Annotated in this window: 21 protein-coding genes and 1 pseudogene; 18 read left to right on the forward strand and 4 right to left on the reverse strand. The window is 37.8% G+C overall.

The features are described 5' to 3' along the window. The first annotated feature begins 62 nt into the window (after positions 1-62). The 17 genes and pseudogenes from tviB (at position 63) to glmM (ending at position 19,342) form a co-directional block, all read left to right on the forward strand. Positions 63-1,343 carry a Vi polysaccharide biosynthesis UDP-N-acetylglucosamine C-6 dehydrogenase TviB gene (tviB, locus tag H5125_RS14620; protein WP_182744602.1) on the forward strand — a complete coding sequence of 427 codons (1,281 nt, stop codon included), beginning with the start codon at positions 63-65 and terminating at the stop codon, positions 1,341-1,343. Positions 1,344-1,438: 95 nt separating this feature from the next. Continuing rightward, positions 1,439-2,479 (forward strand): NAD-dependent epimerase/dehydratase family protein, encoded by a 1,041-nt coding sequence (locus H5125_RS14625; RefSeq protein WP_182744603.1) that lies wholly within the window; start codon positions 1,439-1,441, stop codon positions 2,477-2,479. A 1-nt stretch (position 2,480) separates the two neighbouring features. Beyond that, a pseudogene (rfbB, locus tag H5125_RS14630) lies at positions 2,481-3,502 on the forward strand (dTDP-glucose 4,6-dehydratase). A gap of 26 nt (positions 3,503-3,528) precedes the next feature. After that, a complete protein-coding gene (locus H5125_RS14635) occupies positions 3,529-4,149 on the forward strand; it encodes a sugar nucleotide-binding protein (RefSeq protein ID WP_182744604.1) in 621 nt (206 codons plus the stop codon). A gap of 181 nt (positions 4,150-4,330) precedes the next feature. Beyond that, positions 4,331-5,248 carry a hypothetical protein gene (locus H5125_RS14640; RefSeq protein ID WP_182744605.1) on the forward strand — a complete coding sequence of 306 codons (918 nt, stop codon included), beginning with the start codon at positions 4,331-4,333 and terminating at the stop codon, positions 5,246-5,248. A 53-nt stretch (positions 5,249-5,301) separates the two neighbouring features. Further along, complete coding sequence (locus tag H5125_RS14645; protein WP_182744606.1) at positions 5,302-6,441, forward strand: EpsG family protein; 1,140 nt, start codon at positions 5,302-5,304, stop codon at positions 6,439-6,441. Next, entirely contained in the window at positions 6,434-7,858 is a 1,425-nt protein-coding gene (locus H5125_RS14650) for a hypothetical protein (protein ID WP_182744607.1), read from the forward strand. Before H5125_RS14645 ends, H5125_RS14650 begins: the two co-directional genes overlap by 8 nt. 49 nt (positions 7,859-7,907) lie before the next feature. Further along, entirely contained in the window at positions 7,908-9,074 is a 1,167-nt protein-coding gene (locus tag H5125_RS14655; protein ID WP_182744608.1) for a glycosyltransferase, read from the forward strand. Further along, positions 9,074-9,598: an acyltransferase gene (locus H5125_RS22375; RefSeq protein ID WP_220487363.1), complete on the forward strand. Its 525-nt coding sequence runs from the start codon at positions 9,074-9,076 to the stop codon at positions 9,596-9,598. Before H5125_RS14655 ends, H5125_RS22375 begins: the two co-directional genes overlap by 1 nt. After that, positions 9,598-10,752 (forward strand): glycosyltransferase family 4 protein, encoded by a 1,155-nt coding sequence (locus H5125_RS14665; protein ID WP_182744609.1) that lies wholly within the window; start codon positions 9,598-9,600, stop codon positions 10,750-10,752. Before H5125_RS22375 ends, H5125_RS14665 begins: the two co-directional genes overlap by 1 nt. Next, entirely contained in the window at positions 10,749-11,675 is a 927-nt protein-coding gene (locus tag H5125_RS14670; protein ID WP_182744610.1) for an SDR family oxidoreductase, read from the forward strand. Before H5125_RS14665 ends, H5125_RS14670 begins: the two co-directional genes overlap by 4 nt. 23 nt (positions 11,676-11,698) lie before the next feature. Continuing rightward, positions 11,699-12,247 carry a sugar transferase gene (locus H5125_RS14675; RefSeq protein ID WP_182744611.1) on the forward strand — a complete coding sequence of 183 codons (549 nt, stop codon included), beginning with the start codon at positions 11,699-11,701 and terminating at the stop codon, positions 12,245-12,247. A 59-nt stretch (positions 12,248-12,306) separates the two neighbouring features. Then, on the forward strand, positions 12,307-13,473 hold the full coding sequence (locus tag H5125_RS14680) for a nucleotide sugar dehydrogenase (RefSeq protein ID WP_182744612.1): 1,167 nt from the start codon (positions 12,307-12,309) through the stop codon (positions 13,471-13,473). 55 nt (positions 13,474-13,528) lie between these two features. Next, complete coding sequence (locus tag H5125_RS14685) at positions 13,529-14,533, forward strand: NAD-dependent epimerase (RefSeq protein ID WP_182744613.1); 1,005 nt, start codon at positions 13,529-13,531, stop codon at positions 14,531-14,533. Positions 14,534-14,615: 82 nt separating this feature from the next. Beyond that, on the forward strand, positions 14,616-16,550 hold the full coding sequence (locus H5125_RS14690; RefSeq protein ID WP_182744614.1) for a nucleoside-diphosphate sugar epimerase/dehydratase: 1,935 nt from the start codon (positions 14,616-14,618) through the stop codon (positions 16,548-16,550). Between the two features lie 141 nt (positions 16,551-16,691). Further along, positions 16,692-17,579: a UTP--glucose-1-phosphate uridylyltransferase GalU gene (gene galU, locus H5125_RS14695; RefSeq protein WP_182744615.1), complete on the forward strand. Its 888-nt coding sequence runs from the start codon at positions 16,692-16,694 to the stop codon at positions 17,577-17,579. Between the two features lie 410 nt (positions 17,580-17,989). Next, entirely contained in the window at positions 17,990-19,342 is a 1,353-nt protein-coding gene (gene glmM / locus H5125_RS14700; RefSeq protein ID WP_182744616.1) for a phosphoglucosamine mutase, read from the forward strand. Positions 19,343-19,664: 322 nt separating this feature from the next. On the opposite strand, the gene H5125_RS14705 is transcribed toward glmM, so the two are convergent. From H5125_RS14705 to H5125_RS14720, 4 genes are all read right to left on the reverse strand, one after another. Further along, positions 19,665-20,048: a four helix bundle protein gene (locus tag H5125_RS14705; protein ID WP_101086454.1), complete on the reverse strand. Its 384-nt coding sequence runs from the start codon at positions 20,046-20,048 to the stop codon at positions 19,665-19,667. A gap of 359 nt (positions 20,049-20,407) precedes the next feature. Further along, positions 20,408-21,916, reverse strand: coding sequence for an MBL fold metallo-hydrolase RNA specificity domain-containing protein (locus H5125_RS14710; RefSeq protein WP_182744617.1), 1,509 nt, complete (start codon positions 21,914-21,916; stop codon positions 20,408-20,410). A gap of 706 nt (positions 21,917-22,622) precedes the next feature. Next, positions 22,623-22,844, reverse strand: a complete 222-nt coding sequence (locus tag H5125_RS14715; RefSeq protein ID WP_182744618.1) for a DUF2375 family protein — start codon at positions 22,842-22,844, stop codon at positions 22,623-22,625. 223 nt (positions 22,845-23,067) lie between these two features. After that, positions 23,068-23,457 carry a Cd(II)/Pb(II)-responsive transcriptional regulator gene (locus H5125_RS14720; protein ID WP_182744619.1) on the reverse strand — a complete coding sequence of 130 codons (390 nt, stop codon included), beginning with the start codon at positions 23,455-23,457 and terminating at the stop codon, positions 23,068-23,070. A gap of 76 nt (positions 23,458-23,533) precedes the next feature. Between H5125_RS14720 and H5125_RS14725 the strand changes: the two genes are divergently transcribed. Next, positions 23,534-25,627 (forward strand): TonB-dependent siderophore receptor, encoded by a 2,094-nt coding sequence (locus H5125_RS14725; protein ID WP_182744620.1) that lies wholly within the window; start codon positions 23,534-23,536, stop codon positions 25,625-25,627. Positions 25,628-25,767 lie beyond the last annotated feature (140 nt).

Consider the following 25,767-nt stretch of genomic DNA (forward strand, 5'->3'; position numbering starts at 1 on the left):
AGATTTCATTTTCCTGAACAAGCAAGAACCTAATTTCAATATTTACATTAAGAGAGTATAAAATGCACGATTCATTAAAGGATTTAAAAATTGGCATCATTGGTTTAGGTTATGTAGGCCTTCCTTTAGCTGTCGAATTTGGTAAAAAATTCTCAGTATTAGGTTTTGATATTAATCAAGGACGTATCGCACAGTTGAAATCAGGGCACGACTCAACATTAGAAGTCAGTGACGAAGAGTTAACGGAGTCACCATTACTGAGCTATTCGTCAACAGTATCAGACCTCGAACACTGTAATGTCTATATAGTCACAGTTCCAACACCTATAGATGAGCATAAACAACCGGATTTAACACCACTTGTAAAAGCCAGTGAAATGCTAGGCAAAGTAGTTAAAAAAGGCGATATCATTATTTATGAGTCAACGGTATACCCAGGTGCGACAGAAGAAGTGTGTCTACCTGTAGTTGAGCGTGAATCTGGTCTTATTTTTAATAAAGACTTTTTTGCTGGTTATTCACCAGAACGAATTAATCCAGGTGATAAAGAACATCGGGTTACTAATATCTTAAAAGTGACATCTGGCTCGACTGCAGAAATCGCTGAAAAAGTTGATCAACTGTATAAGTCAATTATTACCGCCGGTACTCATAAAGCAAGTTCAATAAAAGTAGCCGAAGCAGCAAAGGTAATCGAAAACACTCAGCGCGATGTCAATATTGCACTGATTAATGAATTATCGATTATTTTTAATAAGTTAGATATTGATACACTTGAAGTGTTAGAAGCCGCAGGCACTAAATGGAACTTCCTGCCATTTCGTCCAGGTTTAGTTGGTGGTCATTGTATTGGTGTTGATCCATACTACTTAACTCATAAAGCCCAAAGTGTGGGATATCATCCAGAGATGATTTTAGCCGGACGTCGATTAAACGATGGTATGGCGAAGCATGTAGTCTCTGAACTTGTAAAGAAAATGCTTAAAAAGCGTATTCAAGTTGACGGTGCAAATGTATTAGTTATGGGGCTAACTTTTAAAGAAAACTGTCCCGATTTACGTAACACAAAAGTGGTCGATATAGTAAGTGAACTTAAAGAATACAATATTAATGTAGATGTTGTTGACCCTTGGTGCTCAAATGCTGAAGCTCAACATGAATATGACTTGGAGTTGATTGCTGAGTATAAACAAAATAACTATGACGCAATAATACTTGCTGTTGGTCATAACCAATTTAAGACAATGGGAACAACGGAAATACGAGCGTTAGGTAAAGCACAACATGTTTTATATGACTTAAAATATGTGCTACCAAAGCAAGATGTAGATATGCGTTTATAGACTAAGTAACAAGACTCTAGAGTATAAAAGCAACTTTAAATAGCTCTTTAACCTTGTAGTTGTAAACAATTAAAACTTATTCTCCAAGGATTTTTATGACCCATTACGAACGAATTAAAGCAGAACTACTTTCTTCTCCTAAAATCTGGCTCGTAACAGGTGTTGCTGGCTTTATTGGCTCAAATCTTTTAGAGCATTTATTAAAGCTAAACCAAAAAGTCGTTGGCTTTGATAACTTTGCTACGGGTCATCAACATAACCTTGATGAAGTGAAAGATTTAGTTACCGCTGTACAGTGGCAAGGTTTTAACTTTATCGAAGGTGATATTCGTAATTATCAAGATTGTGAACAAGCGCTAGCTAACAGAGGTGAGGGCGTTGATTACGTACTGCATCAAGCTGCATTAGGCTCAGTACCTCGCTCAATAGCAGACCCTTTAACAACTAATGCTGCAAACATCACTGGTTTTTTGAACATGCTGCAGGCCGCAAAAGAAGCTAATGTAAAAAGTTTTACCTATGCAGCAAGTAGCTCAACGTATGGCGATCATCCAGCGTTACCAAAAGTTGAAGAAAACATAGGTAACCCGCGTTCTCCATACGCTGTTACCAAATACGTTAATGAGTTATATGCAGGTGTATATGCTAGAACATACAATTTTAAAACTATTGGTTTACGTTACTTTAATGTATTTGGACAACGCCAAGACCCAAATGGCGCTTATGCAGCTGTAATCCCTAAGTGGACAGCTGATATGATTAAAGGCGACGATGTTTTTATTAATGGCGATGGTGAAACCAGTCGAGACTTTTGTTTTATTGAAAATACAGTACAAATGAATATTCTTGCAGCAACTGCTCAAGATGAAGCTAAAGATAATATATACAATGTTGCAGTAGGCGATAGAACAACACTAAATGACTTATACAAGGCAATACAAACAGCGCTGAAAGAATGTGATATTAATTATACTCAACAGCCAATATATCGTGATTTTAGGGCCGGAGATGTAAGGCATTCTCAGGCAGATATAAGTAAGGCTGTTAAAAAACTAGGTTACGACCCAGAACATAAAATTTTAAATGGCATTAGTAAAGCAATGCCTTGGTATAAAGAGTTAATAGATAAAAAATAATATGAAAATCCTTATTACAGGTGGTGCAGGGTTTATTGGCTCTGCAGTTGTTCGTCACATCATCGCTAACACTCCAGACAGTGTTATCAATGTCGATAAACTCACTTATGCAGGTAACCTCGAATCGCTAGCAACCATTAACGACAACTCTCGTTACCATTTTGAGCAAGTTGATATTTGCGATCATGCAGAGTTAAAACGTGTTTTTGCTACTTATCAACCAGATGCTGTCATGCATCTAGCCGCAGAAAGCCATGTTGATCGTTCAATTACCAGCTCGTCTGATTTTATCCAAACCAATATTGTCGATACATATACCTTACTTGAGGCCACTCGCGAATATTGGAATACACTTACGCCAGAAGCTAAATTGGCTTTTCGTTTTCATCATATTTCTACCGATGACGTGTATGGTGATCTCCCTCATCCAGATGAAGTTTCAGCAACAACTAATTTACCTTTGTTTACTGAAACTACAGCTTACGCACTTATGGATTACCAACAGTGATCACTAATTGTTCTAATAACTATGGTCCTTACCATTTTCCTGAAAAACTCATCCCACTAGTTATTTTAAATGCACTAGAAGGTAAGTTGTTACCAATTTATGGCAAAGGTGACCAAATTCGTGATTGGCTATTTGTAGAAGATCACGCTCGTGCACTCTACAATGTGGTGATTGAAGGTAAATTAGGTGATACCTATAATATCGGTGGCTTTAACGAAAAGAAAAACATTGAAGTGGTGACTACAATTTGCAATCACTTAAATAACTTAATTAAAGATAAGCCGAAGAACCTTACTGACTTTAAAGAGCTTATTACCTTTGTAGCTGACCGCCCTGGTCACGATGTTCGCTACGCAATTGACGCTACGAAAATCAATAAAGAATTAGGTTGGCATCCAGAAGAGACCTATGAATCAGGTATTTTAAAAACCATTCAATGGTACTTAGATCACAAAACGTGGTGTAAAAACGTGCAAAATGGCAGTTACCAACGTGAACGCCTAGGCTGTAATTAATATGAATGTGCTAATAATTGGTAAAAATGGACAAGTTGCGTGGGAATTACAGCAAACCTGCCACTAAACACGGTATTCGCTTATTACATATTTTGACTGACTTTGTGTTTGATGGTACGAAAAACACGCCCAACACCGTTAGCGACCAAACAAATCCGATTAACGTTTATGGGGCATCTAAATTAGCCGGTGAACAGGCAATTAAAGCTTATTGCCCAGTTAATTCAGCGATTGTTAGAACATCATGGGTATATTCAAGTCACGGTAATAACTTTGTAAAAACTATGCTGCGTTTAATGGCTGAAAAGGATCAGTTAAGTGTAGTAAGTGATCAAATAGGTTGCCCAACTAATGCAGAAGGTCTAGCTAATTACTTGTGGTTTTTATCGGAACTATCTACTCTCGAATCAATTTATCATTATAGTGGCCAAGGGGTAGCAAGTTGGTATGACTTTGCGATAGCTATTCAAGAAATAGCTATCGAAGCAGGTAAGTTGAAGAGGGAGATCTTAATTGAGGCAGTTCCAAGTAGTGAATACCTAACACCAGCTAAAAGACCAACATTTAGTTTATTAAAGCAGAGTCATAATAAGTTACAGTGGAGAGAGTCTTTAAAATTATATAAACCATTTGTAAGGAATAGTTAGTTAAATAGCATTTTGGTTGGCAAAATGTGCATGTAAAAAGGTTTTAATTTATTTAGGTACTCATTATACGTAATTTTTAATTGCTATTTTATCGAAGTTTAATGAACTATATCCTGTTTAAATGGTGTTTGTAGAAAATATTAATTATAAATTATAGTGCAGAAAATACAGGCGGTTTTAATTGGGAAAAATAAATAAAAATAAAATTCTTTTTTTGTGGTTAGATGATAAAGAGTTTCATGCCGTACAGGCTAAAAAAAGAGGTGTAGATGTTGATTATGTATTTAAATCCATTTCAAAACCACTCAAAATAATACGGAGGGCTAGCCTTAAGCTGTCATTTTTTCCTGTGTCTATTTGGTTGAACAAGCTATGGGTAAGGAAGTTGAATAGATTTGACTTGATTATTATACATGCTTCAAAGTTAACGCCGTTAGTGGTCAAATATATAGCTAATAATAACCCTAAAGCTAGAGTTATTGTTTGGTATTGGAATCCTGTTGATAAGTGTGTGCCGGTTGAGTTATTTAATAGGGATAAATGTGAAGTATGGACTTTTGACGAGTCAGATGTTGAAAAGTATTCGCTACATTTTAATACACAGTATTATTTTGGGGATTCAAGTATACAAAATCAAAAACCCGACAATGATGTTTTCTTTGTAGGTGGGGATAAGGGGAGACTCACTTATTTGTTAGAAATAGAAGAAAAAATGAAAAAATCAGGTATAAAAACTGATTTTCATATAACAAAAACATCTAACTCAATGCACAAAGGTTATGCATATAGTCCTCGAATTAATTATAGTACAGTGAGAGATAAAATATTTAATTCAAAGTCAATACTTGATGTGGTTGCGGATAAGCAAACTGGGTTGACTTTACGTCCTTTAGAGTCTTTGTATTTTAGGAAAAAATTAATTACTAGTGACTCTACTGTTAAAAGTAGAGATATATATAATCCACAAAATATATTTGTGTTAGGTAAAGATGATATAAATTCTTTGCAAGAATTTATATCATCACCTTACAAGAAAACACCAGATAATATTTTAGAAAAATATGACTTTGAAAGTTGGCTTGCTAGGTTTTTTGACTAAAAATATTAAGTTTTGTTGTTTAAACCTTTACTATTTATATGGTTTGTTAAAGTATGATTATATTTTTATATTTTGTTTCGTTATTTATATGTGTTTTTGGCTTCTTTTCAAATCGAGACATCCCCTTTTTTAAATTTATACTTTTTTTTATTATCTCTTATATGATGGGGCGAGGTGCTGAAACTCCTGATACTTTAAACTATTTTTATAGGTATTTAGAATCTCCTAATCAAGATTTTTTTGCTAGTTATGAGCCCGGTTATGCAATTATACAGAAAGTTGGTAACTATATATCTTTGAGTTATTCTGAATTTAGATTTACTGTATCACTAATTTCGCTTTTTTTAATTAACTCATTTGCAAACAAATTCTCAAGCAAGGCTAGTTATGGTTTCTTTTTAGCGTATTTGTCATTTTACATATTTATAGATAGTGAGCAGTTTAGAAGTTTTTTTTCATTTTCTGTTGTTTTATTTGGTTTAGGAAGAATACTTTTTGATGAAAAAAAAATCAATAAGGTATATTTCATTCTGTCTATATTGTTAGCTTCGACTATTCATATCAGTTCATTAGCTTTCTTGCCTTTATATCTTATTACTTTTAAAAATCAGAGAAGCATCAATAGATTGGTGGCTTTCTTTACAGTGTTGACTTGTATGTTTATATTTGTTGGCGGAAATAATTTAGCTTTTATCAAGTCGATTCTTTTAACTGTAACTGATGGTAGTGATAGAGTCAGTCAGTATGGTGAAAGTAGAGTTAGATTTGGTTTTCTATTTCCCGTTTCTCTCCATTTCCTTGCTTTAATGTTTTTATATTTTTGTCACTGCAAGTTAAAAATGAAAAATGTTAGCTTGGTTCAACTTGAAGGTAATTTGGGTGACATTAGAAAGTTGTTTAAATATATTGTTGCTATTAACTTAGTGTCATTTTTATACTTTCCGCTTTATATGTTTAACCTCCAGTTCTTTAGGTTGGGGCGGAGTATTATGTTAATTGATATTATGTTTTTTTGTTTATTAGCATCTAATTTTAAATCTATTAGCTATATAAATAAATTATCTTGGAGTGCTATTTTTATTTTGTGTGGTTCCCTTTTTTATTACACATATATAATGGCTGGTCACGTAGATAGTATAATTGAACCTTTTTTTGATATAAAGGTTGTTGAAGGGCGAGTAACATATGGTTAGCAAATATCGCTTATTAATTCGTAACTTTTCTTACGCAATTTTATCTAATCTTGTGTCAGTTATTATCTCGCTTATTGTTATATTGATACTCCCTAAGTTTCTAGATTTAGAAGGTTATGGTTATTTTCAGCTTTATATATTTTATACAACATTTGTAGGTATTTTCCATTTTGGTGTTAATGATGGAGTGTATTTAAGGTTGGGAGGAAAGAATTATAATGATGTTGATAGTGCTCTATATTTCCATCATTTTTATATTCTTATTTTTTCACAGTTAATTATATTGTCTTTGCTGTTACTTAATATTTCTTTTTTCGAATTAAGTGCGGATAAGTACTATATACTTATAATGACGGGCTTTTGCATGGTCGTAGTAAATGCTCGCTATATGCTTATATTCATACTTCAAGCTACATTTAGAGTTAAAGAATATTCATTGATCATTATTTTAGATAGGTTTTTTTTCTTATCTAGTGTCGTAGTTTTTGTTTTCTGCGGGGTGAAAAAATATGAATTTTATATTGTAGCTGATATTGTATGCAAACTTATTTCCCTATTTATTGCTGTTTTTTATTGTAAGAATTTGATAATAAATAGATTTAAATACTCTGTCTTAAAGTGCGCTTTTTCGGAGTTTAGTGAAAACCTCCGGGTTGGAAGTAAATTAATGATGTCTAATGTAGCTTCCAAACTGGTTATTGGTAATGTTCGGTTTGCAGTAGAGTTAGCTTGGACAGTAACAGTCTTCGGAAAAATCTCCTTAATGTTAAGTGTCACTAGCTTTATTATGATTTTTATCAACTCTGTAAGTATGGTGCTTTTCCCTTTTTTAAGACGTTTAAATGAAGAAAAGTTAAAGGTAATATACTTAAACCTACGGAGTGCTATCAGTATCCTCGTTTTCTTCTTTTTAGTTTTATATTATCCCGTTTATAAGTTCCTTAACTTTTGGTTACCATCATATGCAGATGTTTTTCAATACCTTTATATAGTTTTTCCTACTATTATCTTTGAAGGAAAAATGTCTTTATTAGTTAATACATATCTTAAAGTTTTGAGAAAAGAAGTATTGCTTCTCCAGGTCAATGTTGTCGCGGTATTGTTAAGTTTGTTGTTTTCAGTTACTATCGTTTTTTTATTTAGCAATGTTGGTTTTGCTTTGTTGCTAATTTTGATTTTGACTATGTTAAGGGTTATTGTTTTTGAGGTTTTTATTCAACGGTTTTTGATTATAAATATTTATCGAGATATGTTCTTTGAGCTTGCAGCTGTTGTTTTTTTCTTGTTTTTAAATTTCTCATTACCTTTCTACATATCGTTTTACCTTTACTTATTGTTTTTATTATTTTTAATATTAATAAAGAAAAAGGATTTGATTCTTTTTTTTGATGCCTTTAGAAAGGTTAGGGCTGGGTGAATTTAGCATCACCCATTCGTAAAAATTTAAATTAGATTATAGGTACTTAATGAAATTACTTTTTGTCCATGACCATATTTTTTGTACGAGCCAAAACGGCGATATTTACAGTCCAGGGGGCTTTCCTAGAGAACTTTGGATTAAGTATACCTCAATATTTGACGAGCTTACTGTAATAGGTCGGCATTCATTAGAGTCAGCTGAACTGTCTAATAAACATGTCTTGTCAGCGTTTAGTTCTGATTCAATTAGGTTTACTTTCGTAGAAACTATAAGCACGCCTAAAAAATTAATCAAAAATAGGAAGGCTACATTTTCTATTATTGAAGCTGCTGTTATTAATTCAGATGTTGTAATCGCTCGTCTGCCCAGTGAAAATGGGCTTGCAGCTTTGAAATTTGCAGAAAAGCATAAGAAACCCTATAGCGTTGAGGTCGTAGGGTGTGTTTGGGATGGCTTGTATAACTACGGCTCTATGTTTGCAAAACTATATGCCCCGATAGCATATATTAGAATGAGAAATACTATTTCAAAAGCTAAGAGTGTGCTTTATGTGACTAATAGTTTTTTACAGCAAAGATATCCAAACAGTATCGCACCTAATGTAGTTAATGCAAGTAATGTGAATGTAGATATTAACATTGATACTTCACATGCTTATAAATTTAAGAACCCAGTTGTGATTGGGATGATAGGTAATTATAAAACTAACTATAAGGGAATAGATACAGCCTTATCAGCAGTTCTTTTATTGAAAGAAAGAAAAGTTAATATTGAGTTAAGAGTTTTAGGGAATGGAAACCCTAAAGATTATGAAAAATTTATAAATGATAATGGTCTGAGTAATAACGTTAAGTTTTTTGATCCTCTACCCAGTGGCGCACCTGTCTTGGAGTGGTTAGGTAACGTTGATTTATATATCCAGCCTAGTAGACAAGAAGGTTTGCCTCGATCATTAATAGAGGCTTTAAGTTGTGGTAAAATATGTGTAGGTTCTCAAGCTGGTGGTATTCCTGAATTATTAGAACAAGAGTTTGTGCATAAAACAGGTTCACCCAAGTCTCTTACTGAAAAGGTTCAATATGCTCTTAATTTAAGTATTAACGAGAGACAAACAGTTCTCAACAATAATCTTCAGAGAATCTTGCAATATGACTCAAAAAAATTAAATGAAAAAAGAGCAGCTTTTTATCTGAACTTGAGGAGTACCATATAGTGATAAAGTTTATCAAGTATCAAATTAAATATGCATTACCTATATGGTTTTGTATATTATTTACCTCCATATTACCAGATAATCGATATTCCATAAGAATTCGTGGCTTTTTAGTTTCTATTTTTCTGCCAAATAAACCTCGAAACTTAACTTTGGGTAGAGACATAACTTTTTTGGGTATAGATAAGTTGTTTATTGGCAATGATGTTTATATTGCAAAGGGTTGTTGGATAAATGCATTGGGTACTGTAATTATAGACAATGAAGTGATGCTTGCTCCTTATGTTATTATAGCTTCAACTAAGCATACCTTTTTAGATGGTTCAATATATAAAGGAGGAAGTGAGTTTAAGCAAGTTAGAGTAGGAAAAGGAACTTGGTTAGCTGGGCATTCAACAGTCGTTGCTGGTGCAGCAATAGGCAAGGGGTGTATATTAGCTGCAAACAGTGTCGCAATCAAATCGTACCCAGATAATAGTCTAATATCTGGTGTTCCAGCTTCGGTTGTAAAGGAGTTGAAGTAATGAAGAAGATCTGTTTTATTATAACTGCCTCTATGAATTTACATTCCCTTTATAGAGGCCAATTTTTGTATTTGATGAAGCAAGGCTATGAAATAACTGCGATTGCCTCCGAAGGGATTGAGCATGAGTGGTTGCGCAAAGATGGTATAAAGTCAATATCTGTAAATATGAAAAGACAACCAAATTTATTTAGTGATTTTTTTTCAGTACTTAAATTAGTTAAAGTTTTAAATACCTTAGAATTAGATATTATTGTAGTGTCTACTCCAAAAGCATCTTTATTAGGTGCCATTGCCACAAAATTATCTAAACATCGGACTAAAGTGCTGATTTATATGATTCGAGGTCGAGCATATGAAAATTTTGAAGGAATAAAAAGGCTAATATTTAAAAGCATAGATAAATTAATATGCAAGTTGTCTACAAATGTTTTATCAATATCTTCTGAACTGAGAAATGCCTACTCTAATGAAGGAATATGTGAGTTGGAGAAAATTACTGTATTAGGTAAAGGCTCAAGTAATGGTGTAGATTTAAGCCGTTTTTCATTACTTAAATATGCACAAAATGATCTATTACAAGTTAGATCTCAATATGGTATCAAGCAGAATGATTTCGTATTTTTATATTGTGGCAGATTGCGAAAAGAAAAAGGCACAGATGAATTGATATCGGCTTTTATTGAAGTATCTGAATCTTACAGTAATACGCATCTTTTATTAGTCGGTGAGTATGAAGATTTTGATTGTGTTAGTGATGAAAATAAAAAGCTAATTGATGAATCTTTTAATATAACGTTAATCAATTGGACTAAAAATGTTGAAGCTTTTTATGCTATATCTGATGTCTTTGTTTTTCCTTCATATCGTGAAGGTTTTGGCAATGTGGCCATTGAAGCTTCTGCAATGGAGTTGCCGGTAATAGGTTATGATGTCGTTGGTCTTAGAGAGTCTATAGAAGATGATTTTTCTGGTATCTTAGTTGATAAAGGTTCTGTTGAACAGCTGACGGCCGCAATGACGCTTTTATACGATAATGAAAGTTTAAGGGTTCAATTAGGAACACAAGGTCGAATGAGAGTAGAAAAGTATTTTGAAGATAGAGTCGTTTGGTCAAGGTTGAATGATTTTTATTCAGGGCAGATTGAAAAATGAGCTTGTTAATAACCGGATACTCAGGTTTTGTTGGGGAACATTTGTGTAGAAGTTTGCTTGGGACTCAAGAGTTAATTTTTTTAGGCCGAAAAGAGATTAACTTTGGAACGTTTTTCAAGCACAATATAGATAATAATTCTGATTATTCTATTGCTCTGAAGGAAGTAAGTTGTGTAATCCATATTGCTGCACGTGTTCACATAATGAAGGATGAGTCACTAGATCCTATTACAGAATTTAGAGCAGTAAATACACAAGGAACTCTAAACTTAGCGCGTCAAGCTGTAGATGCAGGTGTTAAACGTTTTATATTTGTTAGCTCTATAAAAGTCAATGGTGAAAGCACTACTAGTAAATGCTGTTTTACTGCAAGTGATGAGCCCGCACCTAAGGATCCTTATGGAGTGTCTAAAGCTGAAGCAGAGCAGCAGCTACTTAAGCTTGGGGAAAAAACGGGAATGGAAATTGTAATCATTAGACCACCTTTAGTTTATGGGCAGGGAGTGAAAGCTAATTTTGCTTCTTTAATGAGTTTAGTAAATAAAGGAATTCCTTTGCCCTTTCGTGCTATAAATAAAAATAAACGAAGCTTAATATCAGTTTATAATTTAGTTGATTTAATAAAGGTGTGTATTGAACACCCTAAAGCAGCAAATCGAGTATTTTTAGCTTCTGACGATAATGATTTATCTACTGCCGAAATGGTTGCGCTAATGGCTAAGGTGCAGTTTAAGAATAATTTAGCTTTACCTGTGCCGGTTTGGTGCTTTAAGTTTGCTGGAAAATTACTTAACAAGCGTGATGTGATTGATAGGTTAACTGGTTCATTACAGTTAGATATTACTTACACAAAGAATACTCTTGATTGGACTCCCCCATACTCAGTTGAACATGGTTTTAAACTGGCTGCTAAAAAACTTTAATAAAATAATTAATGGATTTATTAATGATACGCTTACTCGATTTTTTGTTTTCGCTCTTTGGTTTGTTACTTTTATTACCGTTTTTAGTGATTTTATACATTATTGGTTTATTTGATACCGGTTCACCTATTTTTATTCAAGAGCGTGTTGGCCGCAATAAAAAACCGTTCACTTTAGTGAAATTTAGAACAATGACGGTTGATACAGCATCTGTTGCAAGTCATTTAGCAAGCACTACATCAATAACCACTTTTGGTGTTTTCTTGCGCAAAACAAAGTTAGATGAATTACCACAGCTTTGGAATGTAGTAAAAGGAGAAATGAGTTTAGTTGGTCCTCGACCAGGTTTGTTTAACCAACCAGAGTTGATTTTAGCTCGTGACGCTAAAGATATTTATGCTGTCCGACCTGGTATTACCGGTTTGGCTCAGGTAAATGATATTGATATGTCTACTCCAGAATTATTAGCAACATTTGATCGTGAAATGATCGATAATTTAACTATGAAGAATTATTTTAAATATATTTTTATGACTGTTATGGGTAAAGGTAGCGGTGATAGAGTCAAATAAGCATATTATATCTTTTTTCTTTCTTTTAATGTTTTCCGTTTTGGTTTTTAAGGGCTTATATGGATATTACAGTAGTTGGCACCGGTTACGTTGGTTTGTCTAATGCAATGCTACTAGCACAACATAATAATGTTATAGCATTAGATATAGATAGTTCTAAGATTGATTTATTAAATTCGAAAAAATCTCCAATTGTCGATCAAGAAATAAGTAGCTTTTTATTACGTACAGATTTGACGTTCAGTGCTACAACGGATAAAACTAGTGCTTATAAACAATCTCAATTTGTCATTATTGCTACACCAACGGATTATGATGTTGAAACAAATTATTTTAATACTTCTTCAGTAGAAGCTGTGATTAAAGATGTTATTTTGCATTGTCCAGATGCCGTTATGGTTATTAAGTCAACAGTTCCTGTTGGATTTACACAATCAATTAAACAAAAATATAACACTAACAATATTATTTTTTCTCCTGAATTTTTACGTGAAGGTAAAGCGCTTTACGATAATTTACATCCTTCCCGCATTGTTGTCGGTGAGCAGAGTGAAAGAGCTAAGGCTTTTGCAGATTTATTGAAGCAAGGAGCTGTAAAGCAAAATGTTGAAGCACTGTTTACTGATTCTACTGAAGCGGAAGCTATAAAGTTATTTTCTAATACGTATCTTGCTATGCGTGTTGCCTATTTTAATGAGTTAGACAGTTATGCAGAGGCTCATGGATTAAACAGTAAGCAAATTATTCAGGGCGTGAGTTTAGACCCTCGTATTGGTAATCATTATAATAATCCTTCTTTTGGTTATGGTGGCTACTGTTTACCAAAAGATACTAAGCAATTAAAAGCAAATTATGCTGATGTACCTAATAATATAATTAGTGCAATTGTTGATGCTAATACTACACGAAAAGATTTTATTGCCGACTCTATTATTAAACGCAATCCTACTATTGTAGGCGTATATCGTTTAGTAATGAAAACAGGTTCTGACAACTTTAGAGCTTCCGCAATTCAAGGTATTATGAAGCGAATTAAAGCTAAAGGGATTGAGGTTGTTGTATATGAGCCGTCTCTTGAACAAGATGAGTTTTACCACTCTCGTGTTATTAAAGATTTAAATGAATTTAAACAAATTTCTGATGTTGTGGTTTCTAATCGTATGGTTGATGAGCTAGATGATATTATTGAAAAAGTTTACACTCGAGATTTATTCGGTAGTGATTAGCTATTAGTATAATTTGTTAAATTTGTTAAATTTGTTAAATTTGTTAAGGGATAACATGAAGTATTTAGTTACAGGTGCAGCTGGATTTATTGGTGCTGCAACCACACATAAATTATTAGCAGCCGGTTATGATGTAGTTGGTATTGATAATTTAAATGATTACTATGATGTTAATTTAAAATTAGCTCGGCTTGCTCAATTTGAAAATCATGAAAATTTTATTTTTATTAAAATGGATATCGCAGATCGTCTTTTAATGACTGAGTTATTTCAAACTCATCAATTTGATAAGGTCATTCATCTTGCTGCACAAGCTGGTGTTCGTTACTCTATTGAAAACCCAAATGCTTATGCCGACTCTAATTTAGTCGGTCATTTAAACGTACTTGAAGGCTGTCGTCATAATAACGTCAAGCACTTAATTTATGCTTCATCGAGTTCTGTATATGGCTTAAATGAAAAAACTCCTTTTGCGACATCAGATAGTGTTGATCATCCTGTATCTTTGTATGCAGCAACTAAGAAAGCCAATGAGTTAATGGCGCATAGCTATTCACATTTATATCATTTACCAACAACTGGGTTACGCTTTTTTACTGTTTATGGTCCTTGGGGACGTCCAGATATGGCACCATATATTTTTACTAACAAGATACTTAATGGTGACACTATAGACATTAACAATAACGGTGATATGTGGCGTGATTTTACTTACATTGATGATATTGTAGAAGGCGTTGTACGAGCCGCTGATGTAGTCCCTGTTGTTAATCCTCAATGGAGTGTTGAAAGTGGCTCACTGGCAGCTAGTTCTGCACCTTACGCGGTTTATAACATTGGTCATGGCAGTCCGATTAACCTAATGAATTTTGTTGAAGCGATTGAAACTGAAATAGGTATCACAGCACGCAAGAACTTTCGTGAAATGCAAGCTGGTGATGTTTATCAAACTTACGCCGATACCAAAGATCTATTTGCTTCAACCGGTTATATCCCCGAGGTCAGTGTACAAGTAGGTGTTAAACGTTTTGTTGATTGGTTTCGAGAATTCTATCGCTAATATTTATAGTCTATTTCGTTAAAGTTTAAGTAATTTTTATTATTATAATTGTTTGTTCACATTTAATATTTAGGAGCGGAAAATGGACTTTTTGCAAACCATATTTTCCTTGTCCAGAGCTAATAAACGCTTAGTAAGCCTTGTTGTAGACTCAATATTTTTAATGGTGGCTTTTTGGGGTGCATTATTAGTCCGACTTGATGATGTTAATGTATTAAGCAATATTGCCAATTGGGTTGTTATCTTAACTGTTGTGCCTTTTAGTTTATTTGTATTTACTCGGCTAGGGCTTTATCGCGCTGTATTAAGGTATATGGGCTTACAAGCCCTTATGGCCATTTTAGGGGGGGTTGCTTTTTCAACATTTTCCCTAATTTTGGTGTTATTCTATGGAAACGTAAGTATCCCAAGAACGGTGCCATTAATTTATATCGCTTTTGCCCTTGTGCTTGTGGGTGGATCGCGTGCGTTAGTACGTTCGCTAGTGGGCACCGGGATGAAACGTGTCGGTGAACCGGTGATCATTTATGGTGCTGGTGTCAGCGGAAGGCAGTTATTGACCTCATTAGTACAAAGCCATGAATATTACCCATTCGCTTTTGTCGATGATGATGAATGCTTGCATGGCACTGTGATTCAAGGCGTTCATGTTCATTCCCCTTCTATTATTCGTAAACTAATTAAACAGAAAACAGCTACCAAAGTGTTACTTGCAATGCCTAGTGCTAGCCGAGCTAAGCGTCAAGTGATATTGACTCGCTTAGAACCCTTAGCTGTACAGGTATTAACTATTCCAGCAATGTCCGATTTGGTTAATGGCTCTAAGCTTTACACAGATATTAAAGAAGTCGAAATTGATGACTTACTTGGTCGTGATGCCGTTGCACCTCGTGAAGACCTGCTGACTGCCAATATTATGGATAAAGTGGTTATGGTGACCGGAGCGGGTGGTTCTATTGGCTCTGAGTTATGTAGACAGATTTTAAAACAGTCTCCTAAAAAGTTAATCCTTTTTGAACTGTCTGAATTTGCCTTGTATGCCATTGAGCGTGAGTTAAATTCCATGGCGAAAGAACTTGGCCTAAACGTTAGAATTTTGCCTTTGCTGGGTTCTGTGCAACGCGAGAATCGTGTGCAAGCGGTGATGGAGTCTTTTGGAGTGCAAACTGTTTACCATGCAGCTGCTTATAAACATGTGCCTTTAGTTGAACATAATGTAGTAGAAGGTGTACGTAATAATGTATTTGGTACTCTTTATACTGCTAGAGCGGCTATAGCTGCAAAAGTTGAAACCTTTGTATTAGTGTCTACAGATAAAGCCGTGCGGCCAACTAATGTGATGGGCACAACTAAACGCATGGCGGAGCTAGTTTTACAGGCATTGTCTCGCGAAAATCATCAAACTCGGTTTTGTATGGTGCGGTTTGGTAACGTACTTGGGTCATCGGGCTCGGTTGTGCCGTTGTTTAGAACCCAAATTGCTAACGGTGGGCCCGTTACTGTCACGCACCCTGATATCACTCGTTTTTTTATGACCATTCCTGAAGCATCGCAATTAGTAATCCAAGCTGGCGCTATGGGCAAGGGCGGTGATGTTTTTGTGTTAGATATGGGGAACTCGGTCAAGATTGTTGATTTAGCTCAAAAGATGATTCGTTTAAGTGGTTATGAAGTGCGCAGTGATAACAATCTTGATGGTGATATTGCTATCGAGTTTAGTGGATTGCGCCCTGGTGAAAAGTTATACGAAGAACTGCTGATTGGTGATGATGTGACCGGTACTGAACACGAAAGAATTATGACTGCAAACGAGTTATATCTGACCTGGAAAGAGTATTCTGTCATCCTCGATCGCTTAGATGCTGCTTGTCATGATTTTGACCATGAATTGATTCGAGACATTTTACTTAGCACGCCAACAGGTTTTGCTCCAACTGATGGCATTTGTGATTTAGTGTATCAACAAAAAGCTAAAAATATCGCATCAGTAAACAAAGTTGTTAACTTTGTTTCTTAGTATTTTAGATATTACTCTTTATTATTTATAACTGATGATTTATCGAGTTTCAGTTAGTTGTTAGTTTCAGCTAGCTGTTAATTTATCCTTATTACTCGTGAAGTCTACAGTCAGTTTAGGTCTATTTGACAAGGATTTATTATGAAAGTTGTTATTCCAGTGGCTGGTCTAGGTACTCGTATGTTACCCGCTACCAAAGCTATCCCTAAAGAAATGTTACCATTAGTTGATAAACCGTTAATTCAATATATTGTCAATGAGTGCGTGGCTGCTGGGGTTAAAGAGATTGTCTTAGTGACTCATGCCAGTAAAAATGCGATTGAAAACCATTTTGATAAATCATATGAGCTTGAGTCGACCTTAGAAAAGCGGGTAAAACGTCAATTACTACATGAAGTACAAGCCATTTGCCCTAAAGATGTGACCATAATGCATGTGCGTCAAGGTGAAGCCAAAGGTTTAGGCCATGCGGTATTATGTGCTTACCCTTGTATAGGTAATAGCCCATTTGCAGTAGTGTTACCAGACGTTATTTTAGATGAATATACTGCGAATCAAAAAACTGAAAACTTGGCAGCGATGATTGCCCGTTATAAGGCCTCTTTTGCTAGCCAGATTATGGTTGCTCCAGTACCTGAATGTGACGTTAATAAATACGGCATAGCTGATTGTAATGGTGTTGAGATAGCACCAGGTGATTCCGCTACGATTAAAAGAATGGTTGAAAAGCCTGCTATCGGTGAAGCCCCGTCTAATCTAGCGGTTGTTGGTCGTTATGTGTTATCTGAAAAAATCTGGGCTTTATTGGCTAAAACACCAGCGGGTGCCGGTGATGAAATTCAGTTAACTGACGCGATTGATATGCTAATTGAGCAAGATACCGTTGAAGCCTTTAACATGACCGGTAAGTCACACGATTGTGGCGATAAGCTTGGCTACATGAATGCTTTTGTTGAATATGGCCTACGCGATGCTAAGTTAGGCGCGGATTTCAGAAAAAGTGTTGAAAAAATTCTGCTCGAACAGTAATTTTTACTGATAATTTGAAAACCAACTTATATCTAGTTGGTTTTTTGCTTTTTGCATTTTGCATTTTGCCTAGATCAGCTGCGCTGCTAGGACGCTACGCGGCTAGATGTTAAGAATAGGGCGCCTGCGGCTGCTAGGACGACCTTCGGTCTTCGAGGACGCTTTGCTGCTAGATGCTATAAAATCTTAGCAGCGAAGCTGTTCTTAGCAGGACGAAGTCCGCCCTAGAAGCGCAGCACACTATCCGCGTAGCGGCCTAGAATCTAAGAAGCGGAGCGACTCTAGCAGGACGCAGTCCGCTCTCTGGCGAGCCTGCGAGTTCCTAGAACCTAGCAGGACGAAGTCCGTCCTAGAACTTAGCAGTGACGAAGTCACGTCCTAGGTACTTAATTTTTAATTTTGGAGTTTTTATGTCTCGTAAGTATTTTGGCACCGATGGTGTGCGTGGAAAAGTAGGGACGTTTCCTATTACGCCTGATTTTGCTATGAAGTTAGGTTGGGCTGCAGGCAAAGTATTAGCGTCAACTGGTACTCAAGAAGTATTGATCGGTAAAGATACTCGCAGCAGTGGTTATATGTTGGAGTCGGCGATTGAAGCCGGTTTATCTGCTGCGGGTGTTAACGTAGCATTAATTGGCCCAATGCCAACTCCAGCTGTGGCGTATTTAGCGTCTACATTCCGTGCCGATGCTGGTGTTGTGATCAGTGCATCACATAATCCGTTTTATGATAATGGCATTAAGTTTTTCTCAAATTCAGGCACTAAGCTTAATGACGAGCAAGAGCTTGAAATTGAAGCTTTACTCGACCAGGCGTTAAATCATAATGCGATGGAGTGTGTTTCATCTGAATTATTAGGTAAAGTCCGCCGGATTACTGATGCCGCGGGTCGTTACATTGAGTTTTGTAAAGGCGTATTTGCTAAAGATTTAACCTTAGCAGGCCTGAAAATTGTCGTCGATAGTGCTAACGGTGCGGCGTATCATATTGCGCCCAACGTATACCGTGAGTTAGGTGCTGAGGTGATTAGCATTAATGATAAGCCTAATGGCACCAATATTAACGACCATTGCGGCGCGACCCATTTAGACAGTTTGCAAACAGCGGTTATGGTGCATGAAGCTGACTTAGGCATTGCGATGGACGGTGACGCTGACCGGGTGATGTTTGTTGACCATAATGGCCATGTTGTTGATGGCGATCAAATTTTGTATATTCTGGCCAAAACAGCTAAGCAACAAGGTACTTTAAGTGGCGGTGTTGTTGGTACATTAATGTCTAACCTTGGCCTTGAGATCGCGTTAAAAGAAATGGATATCCCGTTTAAACGCGCCAAAGTCGGTGACCGTTATGTGGTTGAGCAATTAAAAGCCACTGGCTGGCGCATTGGCGGCGAAGGTTCTGGCCATATTTTACACCTTGACCATGCCTCTACTGGCGATGCTGTTGTGGCGTCATTATTAGTACTACAAGCAGTATTACAGTCTGGCCAGTCATTAGCTGAGATAGTATCGGGTATGAAAAAGTTACCTCAAGTACTGCTCAATGTTCGGCTAACCGCTAATAACGCTGATGAAATCTTAGCTTCTGCAGCAGTAAAACAAGCTGTGATAGAAGCCGAAGCCGTACTTGCCGAAAACGGTAGAGTATTATTACGTAAATCTGGCACCGAACCGCTTATCCGCGTAATGGTTGAATCAACAGACCCAGAAATGTCACAGGCGCAAGCAGAGCATATCGCTAAAGTAGTCACTAGCTTCTAGGTTCTAGGCCGCTATGCGGATAGTGCGATTCGCTTCTAGGGCGGACGTTGTCCTGCTAAGGACAGCTGCGCTGTTGAGCTTAGATGCTAGATGCTAGATGCTAGATGCTAGAGTCTAGTGCGCTTCGCTTCTAGGGCGGACTTCGTCCTGCTAAGGACAGCTGCGCTGTTAAGCTTAGATGCTAGTGCGCTACGCTTCTAGGACGGACGTTGTCCTGCTAAGGACAGCTGCGCTGTTGAGCTTAGATGCTAGAATCTAGTGCGCTGCGCTTCTAGGGCGGACATTGTCCTGCTAAGTACTGCTGCGCTGTTGAGCTTAGATGCTAGACTCTAGGCTCTGTTCTCAGCTTTCTAGCATCTTTAATCTTTGACTGTTTATTTTTGATCATTGTTCCGATGATTTTTGCTAATTCTTTTGCTTCGTTGACTAGCATTAATGAAGTTTTTTTGTCTAAAAATCCTGCTTCAACTCCTATGTATAGCTGGGTTACTAACTCGCCTAATGAACCTTTTGCATAGTATAAAAACCTTATTTTTTCCTTTGTTGTATCCCTTTCTTCACCTTCTGCAATATTTGATGGGACAGATAAGCCTGAACGAGTTATCTGATCTTTGAAACCCCAATTATCAACCTTTTCCGTTAATTTATAAATTTCACAAGATAATCTGGATGCTCTTTTCCATACATCTAATTGTTCAAATCTCATGTGTTCTCCATTTATTCTAGCTTCGCTTTGCTGCTAAGTTTAGGGCAGTTTCGCTGTGCTATTTGCTTTTATAGAATCTAGCCGCGTAGCGTCCTAGCAGCGCAGCGATCTAGGCTGTTGCTAAGATTTTATAGAATCTAGCCGCGTAGCGTACTAGCAGCGCAGCGATCTAGGCTGTTGCTAAGATTTTATAGAATCTAGCCGCGTAGCATACTAGCAGCGCAGCGATCTAGGCTGTTGCTAAGATTTTATAGAATCTAGCCGCGTAGCTTACTAGCAGCGCAGCGATCTATGCTGTTGCTAAGATTTTATAGAATCTAGCCGCGTAGCGTACTAGCAGCGCAGCGATCTAGGCTTTATCATTCTTTACCGATAACGATTTCTGCCTCTGGCAGCATTTTTCTATATTCGTTTGCTAGCGCTTTTTTGGCTTCATCGTCGCCGTGGACGATTCTGATGTGGCTGGGTTTGTGGTGCATGCGTTTGACGAAGTTGATGAGGTTGTGTTGGTCGGCGTGGGCGGAGTAACCGCTGATGGTGTGGATGGCGGCTTTGATATCAATCTTGAGTTCGTTGATGTAAACGTATCCGCCTTGTGGGCCGTAGGTTTGTATGTCGCGGCCGGTAGTGCCTCTGGCTTGATAGCCGACAAATAGAACGTCTGTGGTGGGTTTTGATAAGAAGCGGGCGAGGTAGTTGCTTATCCGCCCGCCGGTGCACATGCCGGATGCGGCGATGATGATGGCGGGTTTATTAACTGAGTCTAAATAATTGATAACGGCGAGGTGGTCTTGGTGGCTGTCTATGGTGATGAGTTGGTTGAAGTCGAGTGGGTGGCGTCCCTGGGCAAGCTTACCTTTGGCTTCGTTGTCCCAGAGTGTTTTGAACTGACGATATTTTTCGGTAAAGTTAGCTGCCATGGGAGAGTCGACGATAATGTCGATGCTTTGCCATACCGGGTTGTGTTTATTGCGATGAATAATGTGTTCAAATTCGTATAATAGCTCTTGGGTTCTGCCGATGCTAAATGCAGGAATGAGTATCACTCCGTTATCTTTTACGGCGCTTTCGATGATATTTTTGAGTTGCTTGCTGCGCTCTTTACGACCTTGATGATTTTTATCGCCGTAGGTGGATTCAATGACTAAGGTATCTGCTCTGTAAGGGCTTTTGGGGCTAGCAAGTAACGGCGCGTAGGTTGCGCCTAAGTCACCAGAAAATACCACGCGGTGATTTGCGTTGCTGGTTTTGGCATTCGTTTTAGGGCCGCTTAAGTCTATTTCGACATAGGCTGAGCCGAGTATGTGGCCGGCAGGTTTAAATTTAAGTTTCGCGCTGGTATACGTCGCTGTTGTCTGTTCAGTTTCGATTGAAGCGCTATTTGAATTTGTTGTCGTTGTTGCCGGAGGGTTGATTGGTAGCGTTATCCACTGGCCATAATCTACAGCTACAAGCAGTTTGTTGAGTCTATTAACGCAAGCTTGAATGAGTTTTTTATCGCGAGTGACACCGACTTTTAAGGCATCTTCTATTACCAGTGGTAATAGTGCCGCTGTGGCGGTTGTGGCATATATTGGTTGGTTAAATCCTGCTGCCAGTAAATAGGGAATACGCCCTACGTGGTCAATATGACAATGGGTAATGATGAGGGCTTTGATATTACTAATGTCAAAGGTGATTTGCAGCTGTTCTGCTGAACTTTTTCCGGCAGTTTCTGCCCCTTGAAATAAACCACAATCGATAAGATAACTGCTGATGTTGTTGCCGTTTCCGTGATTATGACTGTTGTTATTATTGTCGTTATTCACATCTAGTTGATGACATGATCCTGTTACGCCGTTAACCGCTCCATGGTGAATGATTTGCATGTTAGTCCTTTAATTGTATTTAACGAGAATTGCATTTAACGAGAATTGTATTAAGTACGGTTAGTTAACTTAGCAGTGGTTTTGTGATTTTGCGAGGTTCTGGGCTCTAAGATCTAGGCCGCTACGCGGATAGTGCGCTGCGCTTCTAGGGCGGACTGCGTCCTGCTAAGAAAAAGATAACAAGCGGTAACAGACGAATAAGCGGTAGCAAGCGGTAACATGCGGTAGCGGGCGAGGAAATAGATAACAAGCGGTGACAGGCGATAACAAACGAACTAGATTCTAGTGCGCTGCGTCCTGCTAAGGACGGCTTTGCTGCTAAGGAAATAGTGTAACGGTCATTTATTTATGATGATTCGATAATGATTTACGACCACTATTAGCTAATCGTAAGGTAGTGGGCTAAGTGAAAGTTAATTACACACTTAGCGAGAATGCTGCAAAGCGTAGTGCTTAGTATTCTGCTTTTGGCATGATTTACTTTGGGTGAGATTACTAGAGGGATTAGATTAAGAGGGTAATCATACCTGGCATTATATCGGACATCACATCGGAGATCATATCGCTTGCCGATCTTGGTTTATGTTAAAGGCGTGTTCATGCAAACACGTCTCTTAAACCAGATAAAAGTGATTGTTTTCACTTCAAGCTTGTAAAGTGACTTCTATGCTGGTTAAGCCGTTTATAGTCATTAATGATATGACCTTTAGGCAACGTCATTAAACTCAGATGCCACTCGGTCGCCAAGTGCATTCAACATTTCAACTTCACCTTTAAATACCGCCACGATGATTTTATCCACTTTGTATTCCGTTGGGATAATCACACGTCCGCTTACGCCTACTTCGAGATCGTATAACACTTCGGCTATGGGTTTAATGGCGAGTTCAGCTGGGTAGTAAAGTACTGTTATCGTCTGCGTTGTCATAATTGTATCCATACATTTTCTGGGTGCCCAGATGATCCTTTCTTATGTTAAATAATATACAAACCTAGCGTTGTTATCATGATTTAACTCTCTCGCAAATGAGAGGATTAACCGTACCGTATACGCAACACCTAATGGATCGGAATCATAGTCGTTTAGATGCATGCAGTAAAGCGCAATAAACCCTTATTCAACGATTAAAAAACAGTGTTTCTTGTTTAGCCTAAGCCGATTTTAGCGTCTGTAAAATACTGCAATCCTTAATCTGATGGCTTTTACAGCAGCTCGCGAGTGCGGCTAATGATTGCTCTAAGAGTGCCAATTCCCGCTGAGTTTGTTGAATGCGAGCAAGTTGTTCGGCAATGATGTTGTCGACCAAGGCGCACGACGATTTTGGGTCTTGTTGTGTATCAACCAAACGCTTGATGTCATCGAGTCCAATGTTTAATTCTCTGCATCGTCTTATAAATATCAATGTCTCGATATCTTTTTCTTGGTAATGACGATAGCCATTACTGGTACGGATTGGCGGGGAGAGTAGACTAATCTGTTCATAGTATCTGATGGTTTTAACCGATACCTGAGCAATTAATGCCAATTCACTTATTTTCATATTGACCTTCCAGTGGCTGTAACCTTTAAGCTTAAGCATATCATTTTTCGATAATGTGTTGTTATAAGGAAGTTGTATGTTGAGTTATTCCGCGGCGTCATTAATTTTGTCGCTAGGTGTTATTGTGGTGAGTGAAGCCAGTGCGGTGGACGACTCGATAAATACGTCTGGGCAGAGTGCAAATCACAGTGAGAATGACAGTAAGAGTCACAGTGAAAGCCACAGTGCAAACCCTCAACATTCTGAGCATGATGCCCCACAAGCGGATGTTGATGAACACGAGCATGAACACGAAGAAGAAATGGAAACCATTGTCATACAAGCCACTCGCTCTGGGCGAATTGCCGATGAACAACCTATTCGAGTCGAGGTGATTAACCGCGAAGAGATTGAAGAAAAAGCGGCGATGAGACCGGGTAATATTTCTATGTTGGTGGCTGAAACGGGCGGTGTAAGATTACAAACTACCTCACCGGCGTTAGGCAGTGCCAATATTCGCCTACAAGGCTTATATGGTCGTTATACCCAATTACTGGCCGATGGTTTACCGCTGTACGGTAATCAAGCTGGGTCGATTGGTTTGTTGCAAGTGCCGCCGACTGATTTAAGTCGCGTTGAAATTATTAAAGGCTCGGCATCATCACTTTATGGTGGTTCAGCACTCGGTGGGGTGATTAACCTTGTGTCTCGAACGCCTGGCGATGAACTCAGTGGTGAAGTGTTGGTCAATGCAACCACGCGCGATGGTCAGGATGTGACCACCTATTTTGAGTCGCCATTGAGCGAGAATGTAAAAGGCTCGGTGACGGCAGGAGCTCATTATCAAGACAAGCAAGATATTGATAGTGACGGCTGGATCGATCTGGCAGGTTATGAGCGATACACAGTGCGTCCGCGTTTATTTTGGGAAGGACAAGAAGGACAAGCACTGTATGTGACTAGCGGGTTTATGACCGAGCAGCGCACTGGCGGTACTTTAGGTGATAACACGGTCGCTGATGGCACTTCGTTTGAACAATCGCAAGATTCCGATAGGCTTGATGGCGGCCTGGTGTTTAGTATGCCGTTATTAGAGTCATTGACGTTTAATACACGCGCATCGGCGATGGTACAAGATCATGTGCATGTTTATGGTGCCGATATAGAAGAAGACCAACACGAGAGTTATTTGCTTGAAAATAGCATTGCAGGTTATACCGATAATAGTGATTGGGTTGTTGGTTTAGCCTATCAGTCTGAAATCTTTGCCTCTGAGACTTTTCCTGAGTTTGATTATTCTTATAAAGTGCCGGGTGCATTTGCTCAACTTGATTATGAGCTGACAGACCAAATCACCACCTCTTACAGTGCGCGCATTGATGAGCACAGTGAATATGGTACTCAATTTAGCCCAAGAGTGTCGGTGCTTTATCGCCCAAGTGACTTAACCATAAGAGGCTCTTATGGGGAGGGGTACTTTGCCCCTACACCGTTTGTTGAAGAGATTGAGGCCGCAGGATTGTCAAGATTAGCGCCGATTGACAACTTACAAGAAGAGCGCGCTAAAACGGCATCGCTTGATGTGAGTTATACCTTTGATGATGTGGAAACGAGTTTGACTTTGTTTGGCTCGAATGTGGATAACGTCACGGGTTTAGAGGCTTTCTCTGCCAATAACGATGGTTCCTTAGATGCTGTTAGGTTAGTTAATGCACCCGGCGAAAGTCAGATCCGTGGTTCTGAAGTGTTGCTGCGTTACTATTTAGGCGATGTTAAGTTGACCGCAAGTTACTTGTATTTAGACGCAACTGAAGTGTCACCCGACGGGGACGGCCGTAGAGCCATTGCTTTAACACCACGTCATTCTGGTGGTTTTGTTGCTATGTGGGAGCAACATGGCAACTTTAGAGCGGGTTTTGAAGCTTATTATACCGGCACTCAAAACGTTAACGATAACCCTTATATTGATGAAACTAATCCTTATTGGCATCTTGGTTTAATGGGCGAAATTACTGTTGGCAGAGTCAGTTGGTTTATTAACTTAGAAAACTTACTCGATGTAAAACAAACCGATGAACATCCAATGTTACTGCCTAATAGAGCGCCTAGCGGTCAGTGGACTACCGATATCTGGTCGCGTAATGATGGCTTTATTGCTAACGCAGGTGTAAGAGTTAAATTTGGTCATTAATCGCGTTTTGCTCGTGTAAGTTGACCCGTCACAAAAAAGATAAACCGTCAGTCTAATACTGGCGGTTTCTATTTCATTTCCATTTTCACCGTATTTCTCCTTTAATTCACTTCCTCTGGCTAATTCACTTATCCTTGTTA

It is taken from the genome of Shewanella sp. SR44-4 (assembly GCF_014163715.1).
Taxonomy (GTDB): Bacteria; Pseudomonadota; Gammaproteobacteria; order Enterobacterales; family Shewanellaceae; genus Shewanella.

Bases quoted from the DNA above. Each gene is read 5' to 3' on its own strand.
- H5125_RS14665 (WP_182744609.1), top strand. From the start codon at position 9,598: ATGAAGAAGATCTGTTTTATTATAACTGCCTCTATGAATTTACATTCC.
- H5125_RS14680 (WP_182744612.1), top strand. From the start codon at position 12,307: ATGGATATTACAGTAGTTGGCACCGGTTACGTTGGTTTGTCTAATGCA.
- H5125_RS14625 (WP_182744603.1), top strand. From the start codon at position 1,439: ATGACCCATTACGAACGAATTAAAGCAGAACTACTTTCTTCTCCTAAA.
- H5125_RS14650 (WP_182744607.1), top strand. From the start codon at position 6,434: ATGGTTAGCAAATATCGCTTATTAATTCGTAACTTTTCTTACGCAATT.
- H5125_RS14670 (WP_182744610.1), top strand. From the start codon at position 10,749: ATGAGCTTGTTAATAACCGGATACTCAGGTTTTGTTGGGGAACATTTG.
- H5125_RS14715 (WP_182744618.1), bottom strand. From the start codon at position 22,844: ATGACAACGCAGACGATAACAGTACTTTACTACCCAGCTGAACTCGCC.
- glmM (WP_182744616.1), top strand. From the start codon at position 17,990: ATGTCTCGTAAGTATTTTGGCACCGATGGTGTGCGTGGAAAAGTAGGG.
- tviB (WP_182744602.1), top strand. From the start codon at position 63: ATGCACGATTCATTAAAGGATTTAAAAATTGGCATCATTGGTTTAGGT.
- galU (WP_182744615.1), top strand. From the start codon at position 16,692: ATGAAAGTTGTTATTCCAGTGGCTGGTCTAGGTACTCGTATGTTACCC.
- H5125_RS14690 (WP_182744614.1), top strand. From the start codon at position 14,616: ATGGACTTTTTGCAAACCATATTTTCCTTGTCCAGAGCTAATAAACGC.
- H5125_RS14655 (WP_182744608.1), top strand. From the start codon at position 7,908: ATGAAATTACTTTTTGTCCATGACCATATTTTTTGTACGAGCCAAAAC.
- H5125_RS14725 (WP_182744620.1), top strand. From the start codon at position 23,534: ATGTTGAGTTATTCCGCGGCGTCATTAATTTTGTCGCTAGGTGTTATT.
- H5125_RS14685 (WP_182744613.1), top strand. From the start codon at position 13,529: ATGAAGTATTTAGTTACAGGTGCAGCTGGATTTATTGGTGCTGCAACC.
- H5125_RS14675 (WP_182744611.1), top strand. From the start codon at position 11,699: ATGATACGCTTACTCGATTTTTTGTTTTCGCTCTTTGGTTTGTTACTT.
- H5125_RS14635 (WP_182744604.1), top strand. From the start codon at position 3,529: ATGGACAAGTTGCGTGGGAATTACAGCAAACCTGCCACTAAACACGGT.
- H5125_RS14705 (WP_101086454.1), bottom strand. From the start codon at position 20,048: ATGAGATTTGAACAATTAGATGTATGGAAAAGAGCATCCAGATTATCT.
- H5125_RS14645 (WP_182744606.1), top strand. From the start codon at position 5,302: ATGATTATATTTTTATATTTTGTTTCGTTATTTATATGTGTTTTTGGC.
- H5125_RS14720 (WP_182744619.1), bottom strand. From the start codon at position 23,457: ATGAAAATAAGTGAATTGGCATTAATTGCTCAGGTATCGGTTAAAACC.
- H5125_RS14710 (WP_182744617.1), bottom strand. From the start codon at position 21,916: ATGCAAATCATTCACCATGGAGCGGTTAACGGCGTAACAGGATCATGT.